This window comes from Streptacidiphilus jeojiense (genome assembly GCF_000719095.1).
GTDB classification, from domain to species: domain Bacteria; phylum Actinomycetota; class Actinomycetes; order Streptomycetales; family Streptomycetaceae; genus Streptacidiphilus; species Streptacidiphilus jeojiensis.
Map to the genome: position 1 here is coordinate 117,429 of NZ_JOEH01000013.1, position 26,381 is coordinate 143,809.

21 protein-coding genes and 1 pseudogene are annotated in these 26,381 nt (G+C 73.4%); 17 read left to right on the plus strand and 5 right to left on the minus strand.

What is annotated here, in order from left to right; all coding sequences use genetic code 11:
• Positions 1–95: 95 nt before the first annotated feature.
• From IF29_RS45060 to mshC, 12 genes are all read left to right on the plus strand, one after another.
• Entirely contained in the window at positions 96–1,868 is a 1,773-nt protein-coding gene (locus IF29_RS45060; protein ID WP_084714516.1) for a metallophosphoesterase family protein, read from the plus strand.
• Between the two features lie 170 nt (positions 1,869–2,038).
• Positions 2,039–2,200 carry a hypothetical protein gene (locus IF29_RS46120; RefSeq protein WP_157623821.1) on the plus strand — a complete coding sequence of 54 codons (162 nt, stop codon included), beginning with the start codon at positions 2,039–2,041 and terminating at the stop codon, positions 2,198–2,200.
• 71 nt (positions 2,201–2,271) lie between these two features.
• Complete coding sequence (locus IF29_RS0118850; protein ID WP_030256154.1) at positions 2,272–3,417, plus strand: alkaline phosphatase family protein; 1,146 nt, start codon at positions 2,272–2,274, stop codon at positions 3,415–3,417.
• The gene (locus tag IF29_RS0118855) at positions 3,414–4,634 is read left to right on the plus strand and encodes a tRNA lysidine(34) synthetase (RefSeq protein ID WP_030256157.1); all 1,221 of its coding nucleotides are present in this window, start codon (positions 3,414–3,416) and stop codon (positions 4,632–4,634) included. Before IF29_RS0118850 ends, IF29_RS0118855 begins: the two co-directional genes overlap by 4 nt.
• The gene (locus tag IF29_RS43695) at positions 4,631–6,481 is read left to right on the plus strand and encodes an aminotransferase class I/II-fold pyridoxal phosphate-dependent enzyme (RefSeq protein WP_051725495.1); all 1,851 of its coding nucleotides are present in this window, start codon (positions 4,631–4,633) and stop codon (positions 6,479–6,481) included. Before IF29_RS0118855 ends, IF29_RS43695 begins: the two co-directional genes overlap by 4 nt.
• Positions 6,465–8,402, plus strand: a complete 1,938-nt coding sequence (locus IF29_RS0118865) for a DUF4910 domain-containing protein (protein WP_030256162.1) — start codon at positions 6,465–6,467, stop codon at positions 8,400–8,402. The genes IF29_RS43695 and IF29_RS0118865 overlap by 17 nt, the downstream gene beginning before the upstream one ends.
• On the plus strand, positions 8,399–9,433 hold the full coding sequence (locus IF29_RS0118870; protein WP_030256165.1) for a GNAT family N-acetyltransferase: 1,035 nt from the start codon (positions 8,399–8,401) through the stop codon (positions 9,431–9,433). Before IF29_RS0118865 ends, IF29_RS0118870 begins: the two co-directional genes overlap by 4 nt.
• A 30-nt stretch (positions 9,434–9,463) precedes the next feature.
• Complete coding sequence (locus tag IF29_RS0118875; RefSeq protein ID WP_030256167.1) at positions 9,464–10,165, plus strand: histidine phosphatase family protein; 702 nt, start codon at positions 9,464–9,466, stop codon at positions 10,163–10,165.
• A gap of 59 nt (positions 10,166–10,224) precedes the next feature.
• On the plus strand, positions 10,225–10,809 hold the full coding sequence (locus tag IF29_RS0118880; RefSeq protein ID WP_030256169.1) for a DUF3090 domain-containing protein: 585 nt from the start codon (positions 10,225–10,227) through the stop codon (positions 10,807–10,809).
• On the plus strand, positions 10,779–11,654 hold the full coding sequence (locus IF29_RS0118885; protein ID WP_084714520.1) for an SCO1664 family protein: 876 nt from the start codon (positions 10,779–10,781) through the stop codon (positions 11,652–11,654). The genes IF29_RS0118880 and IF29_RS0118885 overlap by 31 nt, the downstream gene beginning before the upstream one ends.
• Before the next feature lie 116 nt (positions 11,655–11,770).
• Positions 11,771–15,934: a beta-galactosidase gene (locus tag IF29_RS0118890; RefSeq protein ID WP_037595746.1), complete on the plus strand. Its 4,164-nt coding sequence runs from the start codon at positions 11,771–11,773 to the stop codon at positions 15,932–15,934.
• A 116-nt stretch (positions 15,935–16,050) separates the two neighbouring features.
• A complete protein-coding gene (gene mshC / locus IF29_RS0118895; protein WP_030256172.1) occupies positions 16,051–17,277 on the plus strand; it encodes a cysteine--1-D-myo-inosityl 2-amino-2-deoxy-alpha-D-glucopyranoside ligase in 1,227 nt (408 codons plus the stop codon).
• 160 nt (positions 17,278–17,437) lie between these two features.
• Here the strand turns inward: mshC and IF29_RS0118900 are convergent, their stop codons facing one another.
• A complete protein-coding gene (locus IF29_RS0118900; RefSeq protein ID WP_030256173.1) occupies positions 17,438–18,601 on the minus strand; it encodes a glycosyltransferase in 1,164 nt (387 codons plus the stop codon).
• 79 nt (positions 18,602–18,680) lie between these two features.
• On the opposite strand from IF29_RS0118900, the gene IF29_RS0118905 reads away from it, so the two are divergent.
• A complete protein-coding gene (locus tag IF29_RS0118905) occupies positions 18,681–19,427 on the plus strand; it encodes a glutamate racemase (protein ID WP_030256174.1) in 747 nt (248 codons plus the stop codon).
• Positions 19,428–19,502: 75 nt separating this feature from the next.
• Here IF29_RS0118905 and IF29_RS0118910 read toward each other — a convergent pair whose 3' ends face one another.
• Positions 19,503–20,450 (minus strand): polysaccharide deacetylase family protein, encoded by a 948-nt coding sequence (locus IF29_RS0118910; RefSeq protein WP_051725496.1) that lies wholly within the window; start codon positions 20,448–20,450, stop codon positions 19,503–19,505.
• Positions 20,451–20,624: 174 nt separating this feature from the next.
• Here IF29_RS0118910 and IF29_RS0118915 point away from each other — a divergent pair, with 174 nt between their 5' ends.
• Positions 20,625–21,542: a spermidine synthase gene (locus IF29_RS0118915; protein WP_051725497.1), complete on the plus strand. Its 918-nt coding sequence runs from the start codon at positions 20,625–20,627 to the stop codon at positions 21,540–21,542.
• A gap of 4 nt (positions 21,543–21,546) precedes the next feature.
• Here IF29_RS0118915 and IF29_RS0118920 read toward each other — a convergent pair whose 3' ends face one another.
• The gene (locus IF29_RS0118920; protein ID WP_030256177.1) at positions 21,547–22,230 is read right to left on the minus strand and encodes an O-methyltransferase; all 684 of its coding nucleotides are present in this window, start codon (positions 22,228–22,230) and stop codon (positions 21,547–21,549) included.
• Positions 22,231–22,314: 84 nt separating this feature from the next.
• On the opposite strand from IF29_RS0118920, the gene IF29_RS0118925 reads away from it, so the two are divergent.
• A complete protein-coding gene (locus IF29_RS0118925) occupies positions 22,315–22,899 on the plus strand; it encodes a nucleosidase (protein ID WP_030256178.1) in 585 nt (194 codons plus the stop codon).
• Positions 22,900–22,906: 7 nt separating this feature from the next.
• On the opposite strand, the gene IF29_RS0118930 is transcribed toward IF29_RS0118925, so the two are convergent.
• On the minus strand, positions 22,907–23,980 hold the full coding sequence (locus IF29_RS0118930) for an O-antigen ligase family protein (protein WP_084714522.1): 1,074 nt from the start codon (positions 23,978–23,980) through the stop codon (positions 22,907–22,909).
• Between the two features lie 124 nt (positions 23,981–24,104).
• On the opposite strand from IF29_RS0118930, the pseudogene IF29_RS0118935 reads away from it, so the two are divergent.
• Positions 24,105–24,587: pseudogene (locus IF29_RS0118935) on the plus strand (NUDIX hydrolase); the annotation flags it as partial.
• Between the two features lie 77 nt (positions 24,588–24,664).
• On the opposite strand, the gene IF29_RS0118940 reads toward IF29_RS0118935, so the two are convergent.
• The gene (locus IF29_RS0118940; protein ID WP_084714526.1) at positions 24,665–25,180 is read right to left on the minus strand and encodes a PTS sugar transporter subunit IIA domain-containing protein; all 516 of its coding nucleotides are present in this window, start codon (positions 25,178–25,180) and stop codon (positions 24,665–24,667) included.
• 151 nt (positions 25,181–25,331) lie between these two features.
• Here IF29_RS0118940 and IF29_RS0118945 point away from each other — a divergent pair, with 151 nt between their 5' ends.
• Complete coding sequence (locus tag IF29_RS0118945) at positions 25,332–26,333, plus strand: ketopantoate reductase family protein (RefSeq protein ID WP_030256184.1); 1,002 nt, start codon at positions 25,332–25,334, stop codon at positions 26,331–26,333.
• Positions 26,334–26,381 lie beyond the last annotated feature (48 nt).

Consider the following 26,381-nt stretch of genomic DNA (forward strand, 5'->3'; position numbering starts at 1 on the left):
ATGTGGACTCCCTTCTTGATCTGCTCGGTCGAGAAAGTTAGCCTACTTTAGCCCGCGTTCGGGGACATGACAACACATCACCATGTGGAGCCCTCATGGCTGTTGACGACCTGTTGCAGCTGCCGTTCACCCGGGATCCGGTGCGTCGCTCCGTCTACCCCGACGACATCTACTTCCGCGAGACCGCGGCCCTGCTGGAACAGTGGGACGACGAACAACTCGACCGGATGCTCTGCCGCAGCAGTTTTGTGATGTTCAAACCCGATGCCGTGGTCGGCCGCCGGATCGAACCCGCGCTGGCCTTCCTGGCCGACCACGGTTTCCAGGTACTCGGCTGCGCAGTGCTCGAACTGGACCCGCGGATCCATCGGGAGCTGTGGCGCTACCAGCTCAACGCGGCGCCGCTGGCGGTGGTGCGGACGGTGGACCTGATCCTGGAGTCGGGCCCCTGCCTGCTGGTCGCCCTGCGCCACGAGGGCACTGCGGCACCGGGGGAGACGGCGCCCGGTCTGCTGGCCGAGCTGAAGGGCTCGTCCGGCGACCGCGGGAAGCAGGGCGCGGGCGCGGCGACGCTGCGCACCGTGCTCGGCTGCGAGCTGCTGTGCCTCAACTTCGTGCACGCGCCGGACGATCCCGCTGACCTGGTCCGCGAACTGGGGGTGCTGCTGCCCCGGCCGGTGCGCGAGGCGGTGCTGGCGGTGCTGGCGGCCGAGGAACCGCCGCCGCGGGCCGGGGCGGACGTGCTGGACGCCGCGCGGCGGCTCTACGCCGCCCACCCCGCCCATCCGCTGGACCCCGGCGCGGCCCCGGTCCCCGAGGCGCTGCGCCGGCCCGGTCGGCTCTCCGGGCCCGAGCTGTCGGCGGCGCTGGACGCGCTGGGCGACCCGGGCGATCCCCGTCCGCGCTGGGACCGGATCGTGATCGCGGCGCAGCTGGTCGAGGGACTCCCGGCCGAACGGCGGCCGCTGATCGGCCCGCCGCCGGGCGCGCGCAACGGCCACCGGGCCAGGAAGGCGGCCGGCAAGGCAGACGCGTCGGGTGTCGACACGGTGCGGTACGGCCCCGTGGACTGGGAGGGGCCGCCCCGGCGGTACGGGCCGGTGGAACGGGTCGCGGTGCTCTCCGACACCCACGGCAACGTCGCGGCACTGGCGGCGGTGCTGGCCGAGCCGGAGGTGCGCGCGGCCGACCTGGTCGTCCTGTGCGGGGATCTGACCTGGGGACCGGAGCCGCAGGCGACCTACGAGCTGATCGCCGGACTGGGCGAGCGGGCCCTGTGCGTGCGCGGCAACGGCGACCGCTACGCCAGGGAGATCGCGTCGGGAGTGCGGCAGCCCGCTCCGGACCGGCCGCGCGAGCGGTGGATCCCGGACCGGCACTCCGCCGAGGCGATGGCCTTCCTCGCGGCCGTGCCGTTCGGCCTGGTGGTGGAGATCGAGACACTGGGCACGGCCTTCTTCTGCCACGGCTCGCCGCGCAGCGACCACGAACTGGTCACGCCGGGGACGTCGGCGGAGCGGTTCGCCGAGCTGGCCGGGAGCGCGGACGCCTCGGTCGGCGCCGGGGTGGGGCTCATCGTCACCGGCCACACCCATCTGCAGTTCGACCGGACGGTGGCCGGTCGGCGCAGTGTCGGACCCGGCAGTGTCGGCCTGCCCTACCACAGCGGCGAGCCGGGCACCGCCTACTGGACGCTGCTCGGTCCCGGCATCGCCCACCGGTCCACCCGCTACGACGTGACCGAGGCGGTGGAGCGTGCCCGCAGGTCCGGCGATCCGGGCGTCGACCGCTATGTGTCGACGCTGCTGGACCCGCCCACCCCCGAGGAGATCATTGCCGACGCCGAGGCGAGGCTATTTGCGAACTGACCGCCGGGCAGGTCCGAAATATCCGTCAAAGGACCTTCTCTCAAGGATAGTTGGCGATGCATCAGGTTCATCTGGCAGCAACTGAACGGTATTGACAGGTACGCCGCCGTCATGTTGACCTGTCCCTGCTAAGGCCGTCGCACTGTCTCTCTTCTCTACAGGAGGAATTCATGCAAACTGCCCCGCAGGCTCCCCAGCAGACCGCGACCAGGACGGGCACCGCGCCGGTCCTGCTGCTGCCCCGACTGGTCGAGCGGATGATCACCGAGCGCCAGGCCGTGCACATCGCCAAGTTCCGCACCACCTGCACGGACTGCGTGCCGAACTACTGAGCACCGAACCACCACTGAGCGCGGCAGCGCGCGTCGGCGGGCGGCCCGGTGCACCGGTCGGCCTGGCCGCGGTGCCCGGGATCGTCGACCGCTGCCGGGACGCCGCAGCCCGCGGAGTCGTGCTGCTGGCGCTGGACGGCCTGTCCTACGGGGTGGCCGAGCAGACCCTGGTGCACGCCCGGATCCGACCGCTGCTGTCGACCTTCCCCAGCACCTCGACCACGGCCTGGCTCACCGCCGTCACCGGTCTGGAAGCCGGTGAGCACGGTGCCGTCGGCATGGTCTACCGGGCCCCGGGGGCCGACGCGGTGACGCATCTGGTGTCCGGATCCCGCTACCGCTTCGGCGACGCGGCCGCCGCCGTGGGCCGGGGGACGGCAAAGCTGGTGCTGGGCGGGCCCACGCTCTTCGAACGGTGCGCCGAGTCGGAACAGAACCGGGCCGTCGTGGTCGGGGCCGAACTGGAGGGGCTGAGCGGGGAATGGGCCGAGGCGCTGTTGCGCGGCGCCGACGTCGTCCCCTCGGCGCCGGGCCCGCTGACCGACGACCCCGTCGAGGTGGTCCGGCGTGCGGTCCGGGACGTCGGCGCCCGACTCCTGGCCGAGCCACCGTCCCTGGTCTGGGCCTATGTGAATCTCGACGACCACATCCACCGCTTCGGCTACGACCGGCGGCTGCGCGATGCGGTCCGGCTGCTCGACCTGGCGGCCTGCCGTTGGGCCGAGGCGGGCTGGAGCGTGCTCGCCCACGCCGACCACGGCCAGACCCCCGTCACCCCGCGTGCCGAGCTGATCGACGCCTGGGCCCGGATGGACAGTCCGGCCCACTGCGTGCTGCCGGCCGGCGGCGCCGGACGGGTCCGCTGGATGTATCCGCGCCCCGGGCACCGGCGGCGGCTCGCCGAGGAACTCCGGCAGGCGCTCGCCGGGCACGCGCTGGTGCTCTCGCCCGAGGACCTCGACGCCCAGGGCCTGCTGGCGGCCACGCCGGTGGTGCTGGAGCGCATCGGCGCGGTGGTGGCTGTGGCCACCTCCTCCTGCTTCCCCGTCCCGGACCCCGGCCTGGCCTGGGAGCACGGCGCCCGTTCCGAGGACGAGCTGCTGGTGCCGCTCGCCGCCTGGGGCGCCGACCCGTGGCCCGAACAGACCCCGTCCTCCCCGCCACCGGCAGCACCGCCGGACCGGCCCCGTCCCAGTTCTGATGAGGAGACAGCGTGAGCTCGGTCGTGTTCCGCAACAAGACCGGTGGTTCGGAGACCCTGCACGCGGCACCGGGGCAGACCCTGCTGGACGTGATGAGGGTCCACGGCATCCCCGCCAACGCCGTGCTGGCCTACCGGAACGGCGTGGTGATGCCGGAGGCCTCCGTAGTCATCGGGGCCGACGACGTCATCGACCTGCGGCAGGTGCGGCACTACGACCTCGACGTGCTGCGCCGCCCCAAGGACCACGTCTACGCCGCACCGGACCCGGTCTACTCCAAGAGCATCCTCTTCGACCACGGAGGAACCCTGGAGCGGCGGACCGAGCAGCTGACCGCCGAGAGCTTCGTGGAGTACGTCGAGGAGACGTTCGTGCAGTCCATCGTGTCCGGCGGCACGATGCGCGCCGGGGACCGCATCGTCATCGGGCTCTCCGGTGGCCGGGACAGCGTGGCCTACCTCAAGCTGCTGGAGCGCACCCGGGGGCGCTGGCCCCAGGTCGACATGACCGCGGTGACCATCACCGGCCTGCCCGACTGGGAGGAGCCGGCCACCTTCCAGGCCGCCCTGGACGCCTGCGCGGGCCTCGGCGTGGACCATGTGATCGTCACCGCCGAGGAGGTCGCCGAGCTCTTCAAGCTGCGTGAGTCCTTCGTCGACATCATGAACCGGGTCGTGGCCGGCGAGCACCGCAACATGAACATGGTGATCGGGCACCAGGTGCTCCGGCGGATGCTGGAGCGCGAGGCCGAGCGTGCCGGGGCCGGGGTCGTCGCCTTCGGCTTCAACGCGGACGACCTGGTCGCCAGCATGGTCACCTGGTTCACCACCGGGTACCGGATGGGCGGCATCCCGGTCCGGGAACTGGCCGGGATGCGCTACGTCTTCCCGCTCTACCGGATCACCAAGAAGGAACTGACCCTCTATCTGGAGCTGGTCGCACCGGAGCTGAACCGGCAGGGGGCGCCGGGCCGCTTCACCACCGGACCGGACGAGCGCTCGCTGGCCTACGCGATGGCCGACCACCTCTACGACCTGTGGCCGGGCATCGACTACTACGTCTTCAACGCCTTCGAGAACGTGCAGCGTTCGCTGTTGCCGCTGGTCGACGACCTGTGCCGGGTCTGCGGCGGGCGCTATGTGCTGATGGAGGGCGTCGCCAATCCCGCGGGCCTGTGCGACGTCTGCGGATTCCTGCAGAAGCAGGAGGCGTTGCGGCCGGACGCCGGATGACCGGGCCGGAGCTGCCCGCGCCGGGGCCCGGGTCCGGGCCCTGGTACCGGGAGTTCTTCACGGAGCCGTTCTGGGCGGTGGCCGGGCACGAGTACACCGCCGAGCGCACCGCGGCGGAGGTGGACTACCTGGCAGCCGTCCTGGACGGCTCCGCGCCCGGCCGCCGCGTGCTCGACCTGGGCTGCGGCACCGGGCGGCACGCGGTCGGGCTGGCCGGCCGGGGCTTCACGGTGACCGGGGTCGACGTCGGGGCCTGGGCCCTGGACCGGGCCGCCGAGGCCGCCGCGGCGGCGGGCGTCCGGGTGGACTGGCTGCGGCTCGACCTGCTCCGCGAACTGCCTTGGCCAGTGGGGGAGTTCGACGCTGTCCTGTGCGTCCAGTCGTTCGGCTGGGGGAGCGACGCCCAGCAGTTGCGGCTGCTCCGGAGGGTGCGCCGGGTGCTGGCACCGGACGGGGTCCTGCTGCTGGACCACTCCAATCTGCTGGCGATCACGGCCGACTACCGACCCCGGGCGAGCTTCGAGACCGAGGGGCTGCGGGCCGAGTTCCGCCGCAGCCTGCGGGTGCTGACCGGGCGCAGCGCCGGGCAGATCGAGGTCCGGCGCGACGGCCTGCCCACCGAACTGCTCAGCGACGACGTGCGGCTCTACCAGCCGGCCGAGGTCGGCGACCTGCTGACCCGGGCCGGATTCACGGTCGAGCGGGCGGACGCCGGGTTCGTGGTCGGCCAGGAGGTCACCGCGGCCACCCGCTATGTGCAGTTCCTCGCGCGCAGGACGGCAGGGCCCGGCGGGGGAGCGGGGGCGATCGCCCTCTGGTCCCACAGCCGGGCGGAAGCCGGGCTCGACCTGCGCTGGACACCGGACGAGGCCGAGTTCGTCGACGGGCCGGTCCGGGCGGCCTTCCAGGGACTCGGTCCCGACCATGCCCGGGCCTACCACCTGACCGACCCCTTCGCCGGCGAGCAGTCCGCGCCGGTCCTGGCCGAGCACTTCGGCATGGAGCTGACCCCGGACATGGTGACCGCCGGGGCCGGGGCCACCGGCCTGCTGCAGGCGCTGGCCGGGCTGGCCGCGCCGGGGCCGGTGCTGCACCTGGCCGGTGGCCATCCCGACCTGCCGCGCTGGGCGGCCGACCTCGGCGCGGAGACCGTGCTGACGTCCCCGGACCGGCTCACCGCCGATCTGGACCGCTGCCTGCCGTCGATGCTGGTGCTCGACCGGCCCTCGCTGGCCGGCGAACTCGCCGACCGGGAGGCGGTGGCGGAGCTGGCAGCGGCGGCCCGGGACCGGGGCACGGTGCTGGTGGTGGACGAGGCCTACGCCAACTACACGGGTCCGGAAGCGAGTTGCGCGCCCCTGGTGGCGGAGCACGGGAACCTGGTGGTGCTGCGCAGCATCTCCAAGGCGTACTGCTGCGGTGGACTGCGGGTCGGCTTCGCCCTTGCCGCACCCGAACTGACGCGGTGGCTGCGCGAGTTCGCCCCGCCACTGGCGGCCAACAGCCACGGGCTCGCGGTGGCACTGCGGCTGCTGTCCCAGGGCGACGTCCTGGGCGGGCTGCGGGCCAGGATTGCCCAGGTGAAGCCGGGCGTGGCGGCGGCGCTGCGGAGGGTCGGGCTGGACCCGACCGAGGGCGACCCCAGGCTGCCCTGGGTGACGGCGCCCGCGGACACCGAGACCCTGGCCGTCGTGGAGCGCCTGGGCATACGGGTCAAGGTAATCGACGGCCGACTGCTGAAGATCGCCGTGCCACTGTCGGAAGCCCGCCTGGCCGCCTTCCGCGCCCTGCTGCCCGAGCACGACGCCGATCCCCGGCCGGAGTTCGAGGGTGCGCACCGTGCATAGGCTCGAACAGCTGGTCGCCGAGCTCCACCGGGAGATCGACGCGGACCGGGCGATGCGACGGGTGGCCCGACTGGTCGCCTGGGACCGCTACCAGGGCTCCGCCGACATCGCCACGGCCGCCGACTACGTCGCCGCGGAGGCCGAACGGGCCGGCCTGGTCGACGTCGAGGTGCTGGACTTCCCCGCGGACGGCAGGACCTCCTGGTGGACCTTCACCGCCCCGGGATCCTGGACCCCGCGTTCGGCGCGGCTGTGGATCGGGGACGGGGCGCCGCTGGTCGCCTACCCCGCCCAGCCCTACGGTCTGGCGGCCGGATCGGCGGCTGCCGACCTACCAGCCGCGCCGCTGGCCCTTGCGGAGCAAGGGAATTGGCCGGTGGGCGCGGTGGTGCTGGTGGACTCGCCGGAGCGGCTCGGCCCCGGTCTCTTCGCCCGGCTGCGGGACGAAGGTGCCAAGGGCTTCTGCGTGGTCACCCACCCGGATCGCCCCGACCAGGTGGGTCGCGTCGAACTCCCGGTCGGCGGAGCCCTGTTCGGCTTCAGTGTGACGGTTGCTCAGATCGAGCGGCTGCGGACGGCGCAGCGGCGCGGCGAGCCGGTCAGGGTGCTCGTCGACGTCGACACCGCGCCGCGTCGGATGCCGGTGGTGGTCGCCCGGACACCGGCCGGCGCCGGTGGGCGGGCGGAGGGACCGGGCGTGCTGCTCGGCGCCCACCTGTGCCACCCCTCGCCCGGCGCCAATGACAACGCCTCCGGCGTCGCGGCCTCGCTCGCGGCGGGAGAGGTACTGGCGCGCCGTGCGCTGCGCTCTCCGGTGCGGTTCGTCTGGGCGCCCGAGTTCGTCGGGCTGGCCGCCTATGTCCACCGGGAGGTCGAACTGGGCAGGCCGCTGCCGGTGGCGGCGGTCAATCTCGACATGGTCGGCGAGGACCAGCGGCGCTGCGGCGGTCCGCTGATCGTCGAGCACGGGCCCGAGTACCTGCCGCACTTCCTCAACGCGCTGGTCGAGGCGTGCGTCCGGGCGCTGCCGCCCGCCGCCCGCTCCTACAGCGGCGCCGTCGGCTGCGACACCTGGGCCTGGCGGGCCACGCCCTTCGTCGGCGCCTCGGACCACGCCGTCCTCGCCGACCGGGCGATCGGCTGCCCCGCCGTGCAGCTGGGCCACTGGCCGGACCGGTTCAACCACTCCAGCGCGGACACCCTGGACAAGGTCGACCCGGACGAGCTGCGCCGGGCCGCCACCGTCGCCGCCGCCGCGCTGGCAGTGGTGGCCGGGGCGGACGCGCTCGGGCCGGTGACGGGTGCGGGAGAGCTGCTGGCCGGCCTGGTCAGCCGCTGGACGGCCGAGCGGATGACGGCCTGCCTGCCGCCGGGTGCCGACCGCCACGCGGCTGACCGGCTGGCCCGCCGTCGGCACTACGGCCAGGCCGCCCTGCGGACCCTGTTGCCGCTGGGCGCGGACCCCGGCCTGCTGGACGGCCACGCCCGGTGGTTGGAGCAGCTGCACAGCACGCTGTCGGCCGCGCTGCCCGGCGCGCCGCAGCCGAACGGGCCCGGGCACGAACCGGAACCGCCCGGCCCGGCCCTGGTCCGGGGCTGGTCCGGGCCGTTCAACCTGCGGGCGCTGATCGGGGCGGTCACCGAGCAGGACCGCAGCTGGTTCCTGGACGAGTCGCTGCGGGACCGGGGCGGCTTCTACGCCCGCGCCATGGCACTGGCCCAGAGCATCGACGGCCGCGCCGACGCGGCGGAGGTGGTCCGTACGGCCGAGCTCGACTCGGGCCTGGTCCTCGGCCGGGCCTTCGGCCCGCGCTTCCTGGCGGCGATGGTCCGATCCGGCTGGGCCGTCGAGGCGACGCCCGGGACCGAAGCGGCGGCAGAGGTAGGGGCGGAGATGACGGCAGGGGTGGCGACGGAGTGAACGGCCGGCTGGAGATCGAGGTCGCCGAGGAGTTCGACAAGGTCGACCTGGAGGCCTGGACGGAGGTGGTCGGCGCCGCCGCCGCGCCGGTCCACTACACGCCCGCCTACCTGCGGGCCTACCAGGCCAGCCCGCTGAGCCCGTTCGGAGCGGTCCGCTATCTGACGGTGCGGGAGTCCGGCCGCCCGGTCGCGGTACTGCCCTGCTACCTGCAGGACCGCGGCGACCCCTACGGCGCCCTGGCCGGCGCCGGGCTGCCGGCCGGCCCCGGCCCGGCCCTGCTGGCGCACAACTGGTACTGCTACGACACCCGGGTCCCCATGGTGCCGCTGCCCGCCGAGCGCCGGGACCGGGTGCTGGACGCGACCCTGGACGCCCTGGCCGGGCAACGGCAGGCGGTCGGCGCTCCGCTCGCCGGTCTGGTCAACGTCGCCGGGCCGGACCCGGTCCTGGCCGCGGCCCGGCGCAGAGGGTGGCGGATCGCCCCCATCGTGGCCCGCTACCAGCTGCCGCTGGACGGGCTGCCGAGCTACGAGTCCTACCTGGTCACGCTGGGTAGCCGGACCCGGCGGACGATCCGCCAGTACCTGCGCCGGGCCGCCGACGCGGGGGTCACCACGTCGACCGAACGGCCGCACCCCGCGCTGCTGCGCACCGTCTGCACGCTGAGCCGGGAGACCGCCGCCAAGTACGGCAGCGCGGACATGTACCCCGAGCAGGCGTTCGTCGACTTCGTCATGGGCCTGGGCGAACACGCCCGGGTGGTCCGGGTCGACCACGGGGACCGGACCGTGGCCGCCGCCGTGGTGCTGCTGGACGCCGAACGGCTGCACATGTGGGTCGGCGGCACCAGCCATGCGACCGTCGCCAGCTTCAGCCCGAACTACCTGCTCTGGGCGACCGAGATCCGGACCGCGATCGAGTCCGGCCGGCAGTGCGTGGAAGGCGGCCGGAGCAACCGGCCGATGAAGGAACGGCACGGCATGCGGGAACTGACCCTCTACGCCTGCGTGACCGGGACCTGCGGCTAGGTCCGGTCCGGAGGATCTAAGCTGGAGCTCATGCCGACCCTGCTGCTCGTCCGCCACGGCCGTTCCACCGCCAACTCCGCCGGGATCCTGGCCGGCTGGACCCCCGGTGTGGATCTTGACGCGCACGGTGAGCAGCAGGCCAAGCACCTGGCCGAGCGGCTCGCCGCAGTGCCGGTCAGCCAGGTGGTCAGCAGCCCGCTGGACCGCTGCCGGCAGACCCTCGCCCCGCTGCTGGCGGCCCGCCCCGAGCTGACCCAGCGGCTGGACGAGCGGCTCGGCGAGTGCCGCTACGGCGACTGGACCGGACGGCCGCTGGCCGAGCTGGCCGGCGAGCCGCTGTGGAAGACGGTGCAGGCGCACCCCTCCGCCGCGGTGTTCCCGGGACCCGAGGGCGAGTCCCTGCGCGAGCTCAGCCACCGCGCGGTGGAGAGCGTCCGCGAGTGGGACGCCGAGGTCGAGCACGAGCACGGCCCCGACGCGGTGTGGCTGGCCTGCAGCCACGGCGACGTGATCAAGACCATCGTCGCCGACGCGCTGGGCCTGCACCTGGACAACTTCCAGCGGATCTCGGTCGAGCCCTGCTCGGTCACCGTCATCCGCTACACCCCGCACCGCCCCTTCCTGCTGCGCCTCGGCGACACCGGCGACCTCAGCGGTTTCGCGCCCAGCACCGACAAGCCGGCGGCCCCGGCCGGCGACGCCGTGGTCGGTGGCGACACCGGGGTGAGGTGACCTCCGCGCCGGATAGGTAGGGTTGGATCGAACAGCGACGACCAGATCTGGAGCAAGCCGTGCCCCGCCAGGTGTTCTTCTACGATCCGCCCGAGCGATTCGTGGCCGGTACGGTCGGCGAACCCGGTCAGCGTGCCTTCTACCTCCAGGCCAGCGCCCGCGGCCGGGTGACCAGCGTGCTCCTGGAGAAGACCCAGGTGGCGGCGCTCGCCGAGCGGGTCGAGGAGCTGCTGGACGAGGTGGTCCGGCGCAGCGGCGGCAGCACCGCCGTACCGGCGGTCGCGCCCGCCGAGATGATCGACAGCGCCCCGCTGGACATGCCCGTGGTGGAGGAGTTCCGCGTCGGCACCATGGCCCTGGCCTGGGACGAGTCCATCGACCGGCTGATCGTCGAGGCCCAGGCGCTGATCGAGGTCGACCCCGAGGGCGAGCTGGACGGCGACCCCGACGAGCAGGACCTGTTCGAGGACGACGAGAACGGGCCGCCGATGCTGCGGGTCCGCCTCAGCGGTGCCATGGCCAGGGTGTTCGCCAAGCGCGCGCTGGAACTGGTCTCGGCCGGCCGGCCGCCGTGCCCGTTCTGCAGCCTTCCGCTGGACCCGCAGGGGCATGTGTGCCCCCGTCAGAACGGATACCGGCGCTGAGCACTCCGCAGGCGGAGGCGCCCGACGCCGACCCCGTCGCCTCCGCCGCCCTCGCCGCCGACCCCGAGCGCGCGCTTGCCCTGCTGCGCGGCGGTGAGCTGCAGATCCACGGGCAGCTCACCGAGGCCTCCAACGGCGTCTTCTACTGCACCGTCAGCGACGGCGCGGAGCAGGCCGTAGCCGTCTACAAGCCGGTCCGCGGCGAACGCCCGCTGTGGGACTTCCCCGACGGCACCCTGGCCGGCCGCGAGGTCGCCGCCTACCTGGTCGCCGCCGCGACCGGCTGGGGCCTGGTGCCGCCCACGGTGCTGCGGGACGGCCCGCTCGGCGAGGGCATGTGCCAGATCTGGGTGGAGTCCGACCCCGACGCCCAGCTGCTGGCGCTGCAGGACGCGCAGGAGCCGGCCGAGGGCTGGCGCGCCATCGGCCGTGCGGACGTCGGCGGCGGCCGGACGGCCCTGCTGGTGCATGCCGAGGACCCCCGGCTGCGCCGGCTGGCGGTGCTGGACGCGGTCATCAACAACGCCGACCGCAAGGGCGGCCATCTGCTGCCCGCGGTCGACGGCCGGCTCTACGGCATCGACCACGGCGTCACCTTCGCGGTTCCGGGCAAGCTCCGTACCCTGCTCTGGGGTTGGGCCGGCGAGCCGCTGGACCAGGAGGCCGTCGCCGCGCTCACGGGCCTGGCCGACCGGCTCAAGGGGCCGCTCGCCGAGGAACTCGCACCGCTGCTCACCGCCGCCGAGATCGACGCCCTGCGCGAGCGCGTCGCCGAACTGCTGGCCAGCGGCCTGCACCCGGTCCCCTCCGGCGACTGGCCGGCCGTACCCTGGCCGCCGATCTGACGGTTCCTGAGTGATTCTGAAAGATTTATTGACGTTCTCTGTGAGGTACTGCTCTACTCCGTTGAGTTCGGAACGTTCTGCCACCCGCGAACCTTCGACCTCTGCTGGAGCAGTAGATGCCGCATCGCACCTCCAGAACCCTCGTCGCGGTGGCCGCAGCCATCGCGGCCGCCACCGCAGGACTCAGCCTCCCCGCCGCCGCCCACGCCGCCGCCCCCGCGGCCACCGCTGACGTCGCGGTCCAGGCCGCCGTCGCCAAGACCCCCACCCCGCACACCGTCAGCTACGACGGCTACTCGCTGATGATCGACGGCAAGCGGACCTACGTCTGGTCCGGCGAGTTCCACTACAGCCGCCTCCCCAGCCCCTCGCTCTGGCTGGACGTGCTGCAGAAGATGAAGGCGGCCGGCTTCAACGCCGTGTCGATCTACTTCGACTGGGCCTACCACTCGCCCAAGCAGGGCGTCTATGACTTCTCCGGGGTTCGCGACGTCGACCACCTGCTGGACCTGGCCGCCCAGGTCGGCATCTACGTCATCGCCCGCCCCGGCCCGTACATCAACGCCGAGGTCGACAGCGGCGGCTTCCCGGCCTGGCTGAACACCCTGCCGGGCAAGGACCGCAGCACCGACCCGACCTACCTGGCCGCCGCCGACGAGTGGCTCAGCCGTATCGACGCGATCCTGGCCCGGCACCAACTCACCAACGGCACCGGCACGGTGATCGCCTATCAGGTGGAGAACGAGTTCTACGACGGCTCCACCGCCGGCCGCGCCTACATGACCCACCTGGAGGACAAGGCTCGCGCCGACGGCATCACCGTGCCGCTGACCGGCAACAACAACGGCACCTTCAACAGCGGCGCCGGAGCCCTGGACATCGACGGGGCCGACTCCTACCCGCAGGGCTTCAACTGCTCCAACCCGACGTCCTGGAAGGGCGTCCCGGACATCTCCTACGACCACGTCGCCGGAAAGCCGCTGTACACCGCGGAGTTCCAGGGCGGCTCGTTCGACCCCTGGGGCGGCCCCGGCTACGCCAAGTGCGGCCAGCTGACCGGCGCCGACTTCGCCAGTGTCTTCTACAAGAACAACATCGCCGTCGGCGCCACCATGCAGAGCTTCTACATGACCTACGGCGGCACCTCCTGGGGCTGGCAGGCCGACCCCTCCCAGGTGTACACCTCCTACGACTACGGCGCGGCCATCTCCGAGGACCGCCAGCTCACCGCCAAGTACCAGCAGGACAAGCTGATCGGCTACTTCCTGCAGAGCGTCACCCCGATCACCAAGACCGACAGCCTGGCCGCGGCCCCGACCGACAACGCGGCCATCGTCGACACCGCCCGGATCAACCCGGACGACGGCACCCAGTTCCATGTGCTGCGGCACGCCAACTCCACGGCGACCAGCACCGATTCCACCCACATCGCGATCGACCTGGGCGCGCACGCCGGCTACAGCTACGACGACACCGCCACCCAGCTGCAGTACTCCGGAAGTTGGTCGCACGTCGGCTCCGAGCAGAGCTACACCAGTGGCGAGTACCAGCGCACCGAGTCCTTCACCAGCACCGCGGGCGACAGCGTCAGCATCCCCTTCACCGGCACCGCGATCCACTGGATCGCCTCCAAGGCCGCCAACCACGGCCTGGCCGACGTCTACCTGGACGGCACCAAGGTCGCCACCGTCGACGGCTACGCGGCGAGCACCGCCAACCAGCAGATCCAGTACTCGGCCTCGGGCCTCAGCGACGGGGCGCACACCCTGAAGATCGTGGCGACCGGCCAGAAGGACGCCGCCGCCACCGGCACCTTCGTCTCGGTCGACGCCGTCGACCTGCCCACCCCCGGGGCCAGGTACTACCCCACCGTCCCGCAGCAGCCGGGCACCCAACTGACCTTCGCCGGGCGCGACTCCAAGACGATCGTGGCCAACTACAAGCTCGGTGCCAGCCAGTTGCAGTACTCCACCTCGGAGATCATGACCCAGGCCGAGATCGGCGGCCGGGACGTCGCGGTCCTCTACGGACGGCAGGGTCAGGACGGCGAGACCGTCCTCAACTACCAGCAGCAGCCCACCGTCCAGGTCCTCTCCGGCACCGTGCAGAGCACCTGGGACGCGAGCACCGGCGACCTGCGGCTGAACTACGTCCACGACGGACTGGCCCGGGTGCTGATCACCGGCGGGGCCCGGCCGCTGCTCCTGCTGCTGGGCACCGACCAGACCGCCGAGCAGTTCTGGCAGGCGCAGACGTCGTCAGGACCGGTCCTGGTCTACGGCAGCGACCTGCTGCGGACCGCGACCGCCGGCACCGAGGGACGCGGGCAGCTCGACCTGACCGGGGACAGCGCCTCGGCCCAACCGGTCGAGGTCTTCGCCGACCCGGCCGTCACCGGCACCATCACCTGGAACGGCAAGCGGCTGCAGACCAGGGCGACCAGCAGCGGCTCCGAGCTGAGCACCCTGCCCGGCGCCGCCGCGGTGACCCTGCCGACGCTCACCGACTGGAAGCACACCCAGGAGTCCCCGGAGTCCCAGCCCGGCTTCGACGACTCCAGCTGGCAGGTGGCCGACAAGGCGACCTCCAACAGCACCACCACCCCGGCGACCCTGCCGGTGCTCTTCGCCGACGACTACGGCTTCCACCACGGCGACGTCTGGTACCGGGGCCGCTTCAAGGGCTCCAGCACGGCGACCGGGATCACCCTGTCGGCGATCACCGGCAAGGCCGGCGTCTACTCCGTCTGGCTCAACGGCACCTTCCTGGGCAGCAGCAGCCCCAACAACGGCGGCACCACCTCGCAGACCTTCGCCTTCCCGGCCGGGGCGCTGAAGGCCGGCGCCGACAACGAGGTCTCGGTGCTGGTCGAGAACATGGGCCACAACGAGGACTACAGCGAGGCCAACAGCAACAAGGAGGCACGCGGGCTGATCGGCGCGGTCGTCGCCGGCTCCCCGCTGACCACGCTCAGCTGGCGGATCCAGGGATCGAGCGGCGGCGAGGACCTGGTCGACCCGGTGCGCGGCGCCCTGAACACCGGCGGCCTCTACGGCGAGCGGGCCGGCTGGAGCCTGCCCGGCTTCAAGGACAGCTCCTGGTCCACCGTCAGCCTGCCCACCAGCGACACCACCCCGGGGGTCTCCTGGTACCGCACCACCGCGACGCTGGACCTGCCCAAGGGCCAGGACACCTCGGTCGGCCTGCAGATCACCGACGACGCCTCGCGGCACTACCGGGCGCTGATCTACGTCAACGGCTGGCAGCTCGGCCGCTACGTCAACGACGTGGGTCCGCAGCACGTCTTCCCGATCCCCAACGGCATCCTCAAGGCCGACGGCGCCAACACCATCGCCATCGCGGTCTGGAACACCGACGGCAGCACCGGGGGCCTGGGCGACGTCTCCCTGGTGAACCTCGGCACCACCGCCTCCTCGCTGCGGACCGCGACGGTGGACAGCCCCCGCTACGACGCCGCCACCTACGCCCAGCCCAAGGCCCACCGGGCCACCGTCACCCTGGACGCCCCGGACACCGCGGCACCGGGCGCCGGCTACCCGGTCACCGCGACCTTCGCGGTGCCGACCGGAGCGCCCGCGGCCACCGCGGTCGAGCTGGGGCTGACCCTCCCGAGCGGCTGGACCGCCCAGCCGACCGGCACGGTCAGCGCGAAGAAGGTCGCCGGCGGCAGCACCCTCACCGGCAGCTGGACGGTCACCGCGCCGGCCGCCACCCTGCCCGCGTTCTCCCAGCTCACGGCGGTGGCCGACTACCACCAGCAGGGCAGGTCGCAGCAGCTCGACGACGTCAGGAACGTGCGCGCGGTGCCGGTGGCACCCACCGCGGACACCGACGTCAGCGCGCTGCCGTTCTTCACCTCCTCCAACGGCTGGGGCCCGGTGGAACGCAACACCAGCAACGGCGAGCAGGCCGCCGGGGACGGCAAGCCGATCACCATCGGCGGCCAGGTCTACGCCTCCGGACTGGGCACCAACGCGGTCAGCGACGTCGGGATCTACCTCGGCGGCCACTGCACCCGCTTCACCGCCACGGTGGGCGTGGACGCCGAGGCCGGCACTGCCGGAACGGTCACCTTCAGCGTCCTCGCCGACGGCCGCACCCTGGTCACCACCCCGGTGCTCAAGGGCGGCGGTGCGACGGTCTCCATCGACGTCGACACCACCGGCGCCCAGCTGCTGGACCTGGTGGTCGGCGACGGCGGTGACGGCAACGGCAACGACCACGCCGACTGGGCCGACGCCAAGGTGGTCTGCAGCTGACCCGACCAGGTCCGGGGCAGGTAGGCGGGCGACCGGGGGACCGGCTGCCCGCCTCCCGCACGCCCTCCCGGAGGCACTGGTGCGAAGATCACATCCGGCCGGTTAGAGTCATCCGTATGTATGCCTGGCCCGCCACCGACGTCCCCGCGCTCCCCGGTCAGGGGAGCCCCCTGCGCATCTTCGACACCTCCGCAGGCGAAGTGCGGACCTCCGAGCCGGGCCCGACCGCCCGGCTCTACGTCTGCGGGATCACGCCCTACGACGCCACCCACCTCGGCCACGCGGCCACCTACAACGCCTTCGACCTGATCCAGCGGGTCTGGCGGGACGCCGGCCACGACGTGGAGTACGTCCAGAACGTCACCGACGTGGACGACCCGCTGCTGGAGCGCGCCACCGCCACCGGCCAGGACTGGACCGAGCTGGCCGAGCGCGAGACCGCGCTGTTCCGCGAGGACATGACGGCGCTGCGGATGCTGCCGCCCGCGCACTACATCGGCGCGGTCGAGGCCATCCCGTCCATCGTCCCGCTGATCAAGGACCTGCTGGACTCCGGCGCGGCCTACCGCCTCGACGGCGACATCTACTTCTCGGTCGCGTCCGACCCGCACTTCGGCGAGGTCTCCCGGCTGGACGAGGAGCAGATGCTGCGCTTCTTCGGCGAGCGCGGCGGCGACCCGGACCGCCCCGGCAAGAAGCACCGTCTTGACCCCATGCTGTGGCTCGCGGCCCGGCCGGACGAGCCCGCCTGGGACACCGAGATCGGCCACGGCCGGCCCGGCTGGCACATCGAGTGCGTGGCCATCGCGCTGCAGTACCTGGGCATGGAGTTCGACGTCCAGGGCGGCGGCAGCGACCTGGCCTTCCCGCACCACGAGATGGGCGCCTCGCACGCCCAGGTGCTGACCAAGTCGCATCCCTTCGCCCGCGCCTACGTGCACGCCGGCATGGTCGGCCTGCACGGCGAGAAGATGTCCAAGTCGCGCGGCAACCTGGTGTTCGTCTCCCAGCTGCGCCGGGACGGCGTGGAGCCCGCCGCGATCCGGCTCGCGCTGCTGGCGCACCACTACCGCTCCGACTGGGAGTGGACCGACGCCGACCTGCTGCGCGCCCAGGAGCGGCTGGCCCGCTGGCGCGCCGCGGTGTCCCGGCCGGACGGGCCAGACGCGGCGGCCACCCTGGCCGAGGTCCGCGAGGCCCTGGCGGACGACCTGAACTCGCCGCGCGCCCTGGCCGTCATCGACGCCTGGGCCGCCAAGCAGGAGGCCTCCGGCGGCGACGACACCGGCGCGCCCGGGGTGGTCTCCCGGACGGTGGACGCGCTGCTGGGCGTGGCCCTCTAGGGGTTTCCTCACTGCTTTTGGCTGCGGACCGTAGCTGGTTTGTCGCGCAGTTCCCCGCGCCCCTGGGTAGGTGCAACTTACTCACCGTGGGTCAGTTGCAGCCCCCTAGGGGCGCGGGGAACTGCGCGACAAACCCACTACGGCCTGCAGCCGAGTTCCCTCAGAACCCTTCGCTCCGCGACGGCGCCGGATAGGTCCGCCCCTTCCAGGCCGCCCCGCGCCCGCGCCAGTGCTGGACCGCCGAGTCCACCGTCATCAGCAGGTACAGCAGCGCCGTGAACGGCAGCAGCAGCGCGGCGACCGGCGGCTGCCGGTAGTACCGCAGCATGGGGACGTAGGTGTAGGCCATCAGCAGCCAGGCCGCGCCCGCCACCGAGGCCAGCCGCGAGTCGCCGGCCGCCAGCCCGACCACCGTGAGCACCGGCGGCACCAGGTAGACCAGGGCGAGCCCGAGCACCGTCCCGATCAGCAGCAGCACCGAGTGCCGCAGCTGGGCGAAGGCACTGCGGGAGACCATCCGCCACAGCTGCCCGAACTCCGGGTACGGGCGGACACTGTCCACCTGGTCGGCCAGCCCCAGCCAGGTCCGGCCGCCACCGCGCTTCACCGCCTTCGCCAGGTTGACGTCGTCGATCACCGCGCCCCTGATCGCGGCGACCCCGCCGGCCCGCTCCAGCGCCTCGCGCCGCACCAGTGTGCAGCCGCCCGCGGCGGCCGCGGTGCGCGAACCGGGCCGGTTGCTCCACCGGAACGGGTACAGCTGGGCGAAGAAGTAGACGAAGGCCGGGACGATCAGCCGCTCCCAGCGGGTCTCGGTGCGCAGCCGCGCCATCTGCGACACCAGGTCGTAGCCGCCCCCGGAGGCCCCCTCGGCCGCCGCCACCAGGCTGTCCAGCGAGGCCGGCGCATGCGCGATGTCGGCATCGGTGAGCAGCAGGTACTCCACGTCCCCGGCCAGTTCGACGCCGTGCCGCAGCGCCCACAGCTTCCCGGTCCAGCCCTGCGGCGGCTCGCCGGGGGAGGTGACGGTCAGCGGCAGCGAACCGGGTGCCTCACCGAGTCTGCGGGCCAGCTCACCGGTGCCGTCGGTGCTCCCGTCGTCCACCAGGATCACCCGCGCGGTCCCCGGGTACTCCTGGGCCAGCAGCGAGGGCAGGCTCAGCGGCAGCACCTCGGCCTCGTCCCGGGCCGGCACCACGATGGCCACCCCGGGCCGGGCGGCACGCTCCGGGCGCGGCGGCAGCCGCACGCCGGTGTGCCAGAAGCCGCCCTGACCGAAGGTCAGCCACAGCCAGGCCAGCAGGGACGCCACAGACACCCACATTTCCACGGTCACCTGCGCGAGTATGCCGCACCGGCCTGCGCGTACCTCACCGGTGGGTCATCGACTAAGGTCGAGTCCTATGAAGATCGCACTCGTCGACTCCGGTCTGGGCCTGCTGAGCGCCGCCGCCGCGCTGCGCGCACTGCGTCCGGACGCGGACCTGGTGCTCTCCACCGACCCCGACGGCATGCCCTGGGGTCCGCGCACCCCGGCCGGCATCACCGAGCACGCGCTGGCCTGTGCCCGGGCGGCGGCGGAGCAGCAGCCGGACGCGCTGATCGTCGCCTGCAACACGGCCTCGGTGCACGCGCTGGAGGCGATCAGGGCGGAGCTGGAGCCGGACATCCCGGTCATCGGCACCGTCCCGGCGATCAAGCCCGCGGCGGCGGCCGGCGGCCCGGTGGCGATCTGGGCCACCCCGGCCACCACCGGAAGCGCCTACCAGCGCGGTCTGATCCGGGAGTTCGCCGCGGGCGTCGAGGTCGCCGAGATCCCCTGCCCCGGACTGGCCGACGCGGTGGAGCGGGCCGACGCCGACGCCGTGGCGCAGGCCGTCGCGGCGGCGGCAGCGCTGACCCCGGCCGACACCCGTTCCCTGGTCCTCGGCTGCACCCACTACGAGCTCCTGGAAACCGCGATCCGCGCGGCCGTCCCGGGCCCCACCTTCTTCGGCTCCGCCCCGGCCGTCGCCGGCCAGGCCCTCCGCCGCGCCGCCCCGGCAGCGGTCGCCACCGAGGGCAACCGCACCCTCCTGGTCCTCCGCACCGGCCGCAAGGAAGAACTCCCCCCGGAGGCCCTCACCTACCCCGAAGGCCGCGCCCTGTAAGAGCGCCGAAGGCGCGCTTTCAGGGGCGCGGGGAACTGCGCGCCCAGCCCCAAGCCAACCCGCACCCATGCACCGTCAAACCGCAACCGCCCCCCGCAGCCTGCGCAACCCCGGTGTCCACCCAGCCAACACACTGTCAAAAATCCCCCGAGAAGTCCCGGCATCCACCCCGAGCCGACTGATCCTCAGCGGATCCGGCCGAACCGCCCCCACCGCCCGCAGATCGAACAGCTGATCGTCGCCCAGGAACGCACTGCGGTACCCGTACCCCCGCAGCAGCGCCTCCGCGCGCCCATCGGCCACCCCGTGCGGATGCGCGAACGCGCTCGGCTCCTCGCCGAGCAGCTCCGTCAGGATCCGGTGCCCGCCGACGACCTCCTCGCGGACGACGTAGTCGTCACAGCGGTCCAGCCGGGCGTGCCCCAGCGAGTGGTTGCCGATGGCGACCCCGCCGTCCCGCAGCGCCCGCAGGTCCTCCGCGGTGAGCTGCGCACGGCCGGGCGCGGTCCGACGGGCCGTCACCCGCAGCTCCTCCAGGCAGCTGCGCCGGTCCGGGTCCGGCAGCGCCGCCATCGCGGCCACCGCTCCGGCGGGCGAGCGGCCCGGCAGCCGGCGGCTGTACCCGCCCTCGGCGACCAGGAACCGCGCCTCGTCCCACCAGTACGGACGCTCGCTGTCGACCAGTCCGGCGACGACGAAGGCCAGGGCGGGGACCCGCCGCGCGGCCAGCAGCGGCAGTGCCGTGGTCGCCGCGCTGCGGTGCCCGTGTTCGAAGGTCAGCAGCACCGCGTGCGAAGGCAGCGGCGCGCCGCCGGTCAGCGCGTTCTGGACCTGGCTGAGCGCCACCGGGGTGGCGATCCGCAGCAGCCGGTCCAGCTGGGCCCGGAACGCTCCCGGGTCGTCCAGGTCGCGGAAGGTTAGCACGGCGAGCCGCCGCGCCGAGCGCCCACGGGGCCGGTCCGCGCCCAGGCGGCCCTGACGCTCGTCCGGCCTGGGCAGGATGGTGAGGTTCGGCTCTCGCACGGACTTCCCTTCCGTCGCGCCGAGCTGCACCGGAGAGGGAGGGCCGGCGCGGCTATGTCACCCAACGTATGGAAGACCCACACCCCGGGGTGAAGGTTGTACGTCGGCACGGAACAAGTTTCCGATCGGTTCCGGACGACATCAGCAGCGGTTCCGACCGGGGACAATGGCCGCATGACCGCCGAAGCCCAGCCCGCCGATCCCACAGGTCCCGGAGATCCCACAGATCCCGTCGATCCCCGTCCGATCGAACGCCAGGTGGACCTCGGCACCGCGCGGCTGCTTCCCGACCTCGACCGGCCCCGGGGCTGGCTGCTCACCATGGACGACGCGCCGCAGTCCTACGTCGACCTGGACAACCCGCTGCACCTGGAGTTCGAGTACGTCCAGCGGCTGGCCCACGCCGCCGACCTGGCGGCCCTGCCGGGACGGCCGCTGGACGTGCTGCACCTCGGCGGTGGGGCGCTCACCCTGCCCCGCTACCTGGCGGCCACCCGCCCCGGTTCGCACCAGCGGGTCGTCGAGCTGGACGCGGCGCTGATCGCCCTGGTGCGCGAGCAACTGCCGTGGACGCCGTCCCCCGGCGGCGCCGAGGTCAGGATCGAGGTCCATGCCGCCGACGCCCGCGCGGCCCTGGCCGCGAGCCCGGACGGCTCGGCGGACCTGCTGGTCGCCGACGTGTTCGGCGGCTCGCGCATCCCCGCGCAGCTCACCTCGGTGGAGTTCGTCCGGGAGGCGGCCCGGGTGCTGCGCGCGGACGGCCTCTACGCCGCCAACCTGGCCGACGGCGCTCCGCTGGACTTCGCCCGCTCGCAGCTGGCGACCGTCGCCGCGGTGTTCCCCGAGGTGTGCCTGGTCGCCGAGCCCTCGGTGCTGCGCGGGCGCCGCTACGGCAATCTGGTGATCCTGGCCGGCCGGCGGCCGTTCCCGGTCGCGGACCTGGCCCGCCGCACCGCCGCGGACCCCTTCCCGGCCCGGGTGGTCCACGGCGACCGGCTCGACCTGCTCAGGGGGAAGGCGCGGCCGGTCACCGACGCGACCGCGACCCCCTCCCCGGCGCCGCCGGACGGCGCCTTCAACCTGGGGTCCTGACCGGCTACTCGCCGACGAGGGCCAGCGCGAACCCGTCGTACCCCTTGCCGCCCACGGTCTGCAGCACGGTGCCGCGGAGCCGCGGCTCAGCGGCGATCAGTTCCACCGCCTCCTGGGAGCCCCTGATCGCCGGATCCGCGGAGCCGACGTCCGCCAGATGCCCCTCGCGCACCACGTTGTCGACCACGACCAGGGTGCCCGGACGGCCCAGCTCCAGCGCCCAGCGGAGGTAGTTGCCGCTGTTGACCTTGTCGGCGTCGATGAAGACCAGGTCGAACGGCTCCGGCTGCTCCCGCTGCAGCAGCGGCAGGCTCTCCAGGGCCGGGCCGACCCGTACCTCGACCCGGTCGGCCAGGCCGGCCGCGGCGATGTTGGCCGTGGCCACCTCGGCGTGCCTGGGGTCGAACTCCAGCGTCACCAGGCGGCCGTCCGCCGGCAGGGCCCGGGCCAGGCAGATGGTGGAGTAGCCGCCGAGGGTGCCGATCTCCAGGATCCGCCGTGCCCCCACCAGCCGCGCCAGCAGGTTGAGGAACTCGCCCTGCGAGGCCGACACCGCGATCTGCGGCAGCCCGGCGGCGTCGCTGGCCTTCAGCGCGGCGTCCAGCACCGGGTCGCCGAGCCCCAGGGTCCGGTCGATGTAGCTGTCCACGTGCTGCCAGGTCCGCTGGTCCGTCGCGTCCGCGCTCATCCTGCTGCCTTTCCGTCACACCGCCGCTGACATGCCGTTCGATCGCCAACCTACCCGGCGCGGAGGCCCCCTACCATGGACGCCATGCGCCTCATCGGAGAGATCGACCCCGCCCGCCCGCTGCTCGTCGTGGCCGTCGCCGAGGAGGCGGCCTACCTGGACGAGCGGTTGCCGGTGCTGCTCACCGGCATGGGAAAGGTCAACGCCGGCGTCGCCCTGGCGACCGTGCTGGGTCGCGGCCCGCTGCCGGCCGCGGTGGTCAACCTGGGGACGGCGGGCGCGCTGCGGCCGGGCCTGGAGGGGACCCATGAGATCGGCGAGGTGATCCAGCACGACCTCGACTCCGCGATGCTGCACACGCTCACCGGCGAGACCTACGGCCCCCCGCTGGCCCTGGACGGCGGCCGGGCAGCCCTTCCGGTGCTGGCCACCGGGGACCTCTTCGTGGCCGAGGAGGAGGCCAGGAAGCGGCTCGCCGAACGCGCCGACCTGGTCGACATGGAGGGCTATGCGGTGGCCAGCGCGGCGCTGGCGGCCGGTGTCCCGGTCCGGCTGGTCAAGCACGTCAGCGACGAGGCCGGCGAGGGCGCGGCGCGCACCTGGCGCCAGTCGGTGGACGGCTGCGCCAAGGCGCTGGGGCAGTGGGCCCGCGAGAACCTGCAGCCCTGACGACGGCTCAGGGCTCGGCCAGCGGCCGGGCCGAGGCCATGCCGACCAGCAGCCCCGCGCCCGCGGTGATGCCGGGGAAGCTGAGCACCGGGCTGATCGCAGCCTGCACCGCCAGCGCGGTCAGCGCTCCGGCGGCGGTCAGCACCGTCGGGGTGGAGCCCGGGGAGCGGCGCAGGGTCCACATCATCCAGCCGTAGGAAGCGGTCAGCAGGCACAGCCCGGGCACCCCCTGTTCCGCCGCCACCTCCAGCGCCGCCGATGAGGCGCCGCCAGGGGTGGAGAAGTCCTGTGCGGCGGGGCTCAGTTCGGTGAAGCGGCCGGGGCCGACACCGCGCAGCGGAGCCCGTCCGGCCTCCTGGACCGCGTCGTGCCAGAGTGCGGCCCGCTGCTGGGAGAGCGGCAGGCCGCCGTTCCTGGCCGTCAGGTCGGCACCTGAACGGGCCAGCAGCAGCGGCGCGGAGGCGGCCAGCACGGCGCACAGCCCGAGCAGCAGCAGCGCTGGCAGCCGCCGTGCGGCGGTCCGGACCGCGATGGCGAGGATCAGGATGCCCAGGCAGGCCAGCACCGCCGCGGTGGAGCCGGTGGACACCGCCTCGGCCGTCAACGCGCAGGCGAGCAGCGCGAACACGAACACCGGGCGGACCAGGCGCAGCGCGCGCCGTCGCGATCCGGCCGGCACCGTTCTGGAGGTCTGCGCCGCACAGCAGGCCGCGCCGACGGCCAGGGCGATCAGGGCGCCGTTGGCGTCGGCGTCGTGCAGCGGGGGAGCGGCCGGGTCGCCGGAGAGCCCGCCGGGGGCGATCAGCGCCAGGACGCCCACCGCCAGCGCGATCACCGCGGGCGAGCCGACCGGCGCGACGGCTCCGGCGATGCGTCCGGCCGCGTAGCCGGCGGCGACCGCGAGCAGCCCCAGCAGGACTCCCTCGGGATGGGCGTCGCGTCCGCTGGAGGTGTAGAGCGACCAGCTGGCGCAGCCGGCCAGCAGCAGCGCGCCGATCACGTCCACGGCCGTGTCCGAGGCGGCTCCTGAGGGACCGTCGAGGTCGGGGGAGCCGATCGTCGATGTTCGCGCAGCCCCCATGCCGGCCCCCGTTTCCCGTCGGTCCACGGTAGACCGGAGCTGGCCGAATGACGCCCCTTCGCACAAATATTCGCTGGTCATGACAAGGGTGGGTGATGATCGGGCGGCCGGATAGGGTCGGGCCATGGCTATTCCAGAGTTCGTGCGCGAGCTGCGCAGCAAGGTCGGACAGCAGCCGCTGTGGATGTCCGGGGTCACCGCCGTGGTCCTGGACGGGCAGGGCAGGGTGCTGCTGGGGCGCCGTTCGGACACCGGCCGCTGGGCGCTGATCACCGGCATCATGGACCCGGGCGAGCAGCCCGCCGACGCGGTGGCGCGCGAGTGCCTGGAGGAGACCGGCGTGCACGCCGTGCCCGAGCGGCTGACCAGCGTGACGGTCTCGCCGCTGATCGTCCACGACAACGGCGACCAGGCGCAGTACCTGGAGCTGACCTTCCTCTGCCGCGCGGTGGGCGGCGAGGCCAGGGTGAATGACGACGAGTCACTGGAGGTCGGCTGGTTCGAGCCGGACGCCCTGCCGGAGGGGTTCGACGAGCGGGCGCGGAAGCGGCTGCGGATCGCCCTGAGCGGGTCGGCGGAGGCGTACTTCAGCTTCGACCCGACGGCGGCCGGTGACCCGACGGCGGCCGGTGACCCGACGGCGGCCGGTGACCCGACGGCGGCCGGTGACCCGACGGCGGCCGGTCAGAGCTTGCGCACCACGTAGCAGTCCTCGGCCGCCTCGATCACCGCGGACAGGTCGCCGCCCGCCGAGGCGGTGGCCACCGCGGCGACCGCGCCCTCCACGAACGGGGCGTCAGCGAGCCGCACCGGGAAGGGCAGTCCGTGCGCCTCCGCCGCCGCGAGCACCCCGCGGACGGTGCCGACGGATCCGTCCAGGTCGACGATCACGGCGACGCCCATGCCCTGGTCGACCTCCCTGGCCGCAGCCGCCACCAGGGCCGGGCCGGTGCCCAGGCCGTCCTCGGGCACGCTGCCGGCGGTGGCCACCGGAGCCGGGTCGCCGGTGCCCAGCAGGTCGGCGGCCATCGCCGCGACGGCCTCGGCCACCGCCCGGCTGTGGGACACCAGCACCACCCCGACCCGGTCCAGCCCGGCCAGCGGCAGCACCCGCAGCGGTCTCGGCACGGTCTCCAGCACGGCCGTGTCCTCCGGCTCGTCCTCCGGCCGCAGCGTCACTACCTCTGCCTCGCCACCCATGTCGCCGCTCCTCGGCTTGTGCTGATCCCGCCAGGCTAGGACGTCCGGGCCGCCGAACCGGTACGGCGCGCGGCGCTACGGCGGCCCGGGATGCGGGGGCGTCGACCAGGTGGCCTTGATCGCCGCAGGGTTGAGCTGAAAGGGTCGGCCCATGCGCTACATCATCATCGGAGCGGGTGCGGTCGGCGGAGCCATCGGTGGACGGCTGTTCGAGGGCGGGCGCGAGGTCGTACTGGTCGCGCGGGGCGCGCACCACCGCGCCCTCGCCGAGAAGGGGTTGACCCTGCTGACCCCGGACGGCACCGCGGTGCTGCCGGTCCCGGCGGCCGACGGCCCCGACGGAGTCGACCTGCGGCCGGACGACGTGCTGCTGCTGGCCGTCAAGAGCCAGGACACCCGGGCCGCGCTGGACGCCTGGGCGGACCGCCCGGTGGCCGGCGGCGGGACGGCCGCGGAACTGCTGCCGCTGGTCTGCGCCCAGAACGCGGTCGAGAACGAGCGGGAGGCGCTGCGCCGCTTCCGCCGGGTCTACGGGATGTGCGTCTGGCTGCCGGCCACCCATCTGGAGCCCGGCGTGATCGGTGCCGAGGGCTCCCCGCTCACCGGCATCCTGCACATCGGCCGCTACCCGCACGGCGCCGACGACACGGCCCGCCGGATCGCCGCCGACCTGGAGGCCTGCAAGTTGCTGGCGCCGGTCTCCGAGGACGTGATGCGCTGGAAGTACGGAAAGCTGATCACCAATCTGTCCAACGCCCTGGAGGCGCTCACCGGACCGATCGAGAGCGCCCAGGCACTGGAACTGCACCAGGCCGCCATGGCCGAGGGCACCCGGGTGCTGGACGCTGCCGGGATCGGCTACGCCACCGACCAGGAGCGGGCCGAGGTGGCCGGTGACCGGATGCGCTACCGCCCGGTCCCCGGGGTGAACCGCGGCGGCGGCTCCTCCTGGCAGAGCCTGGCCCGGGGCACCGGCAGCATCGAGGCCGACTACCTCAACGGCGAGATCGTGCTGCTCGGACGGGTGCACGGACTGGCCACGCCGGTGAACGGGGTGCTGCAGCGGCTGGCCGACCGGGCCGCCCGAGCCGGGCGGGGCCCCGGCTCGACCACCCCGGCGGAGCTGGCCGCGCTGATCGCCAAGGAGAGCTGACGGGTCGTCAATCCAGGTCGGCGGCACGCCTTCCCTTCTTCTAGAACG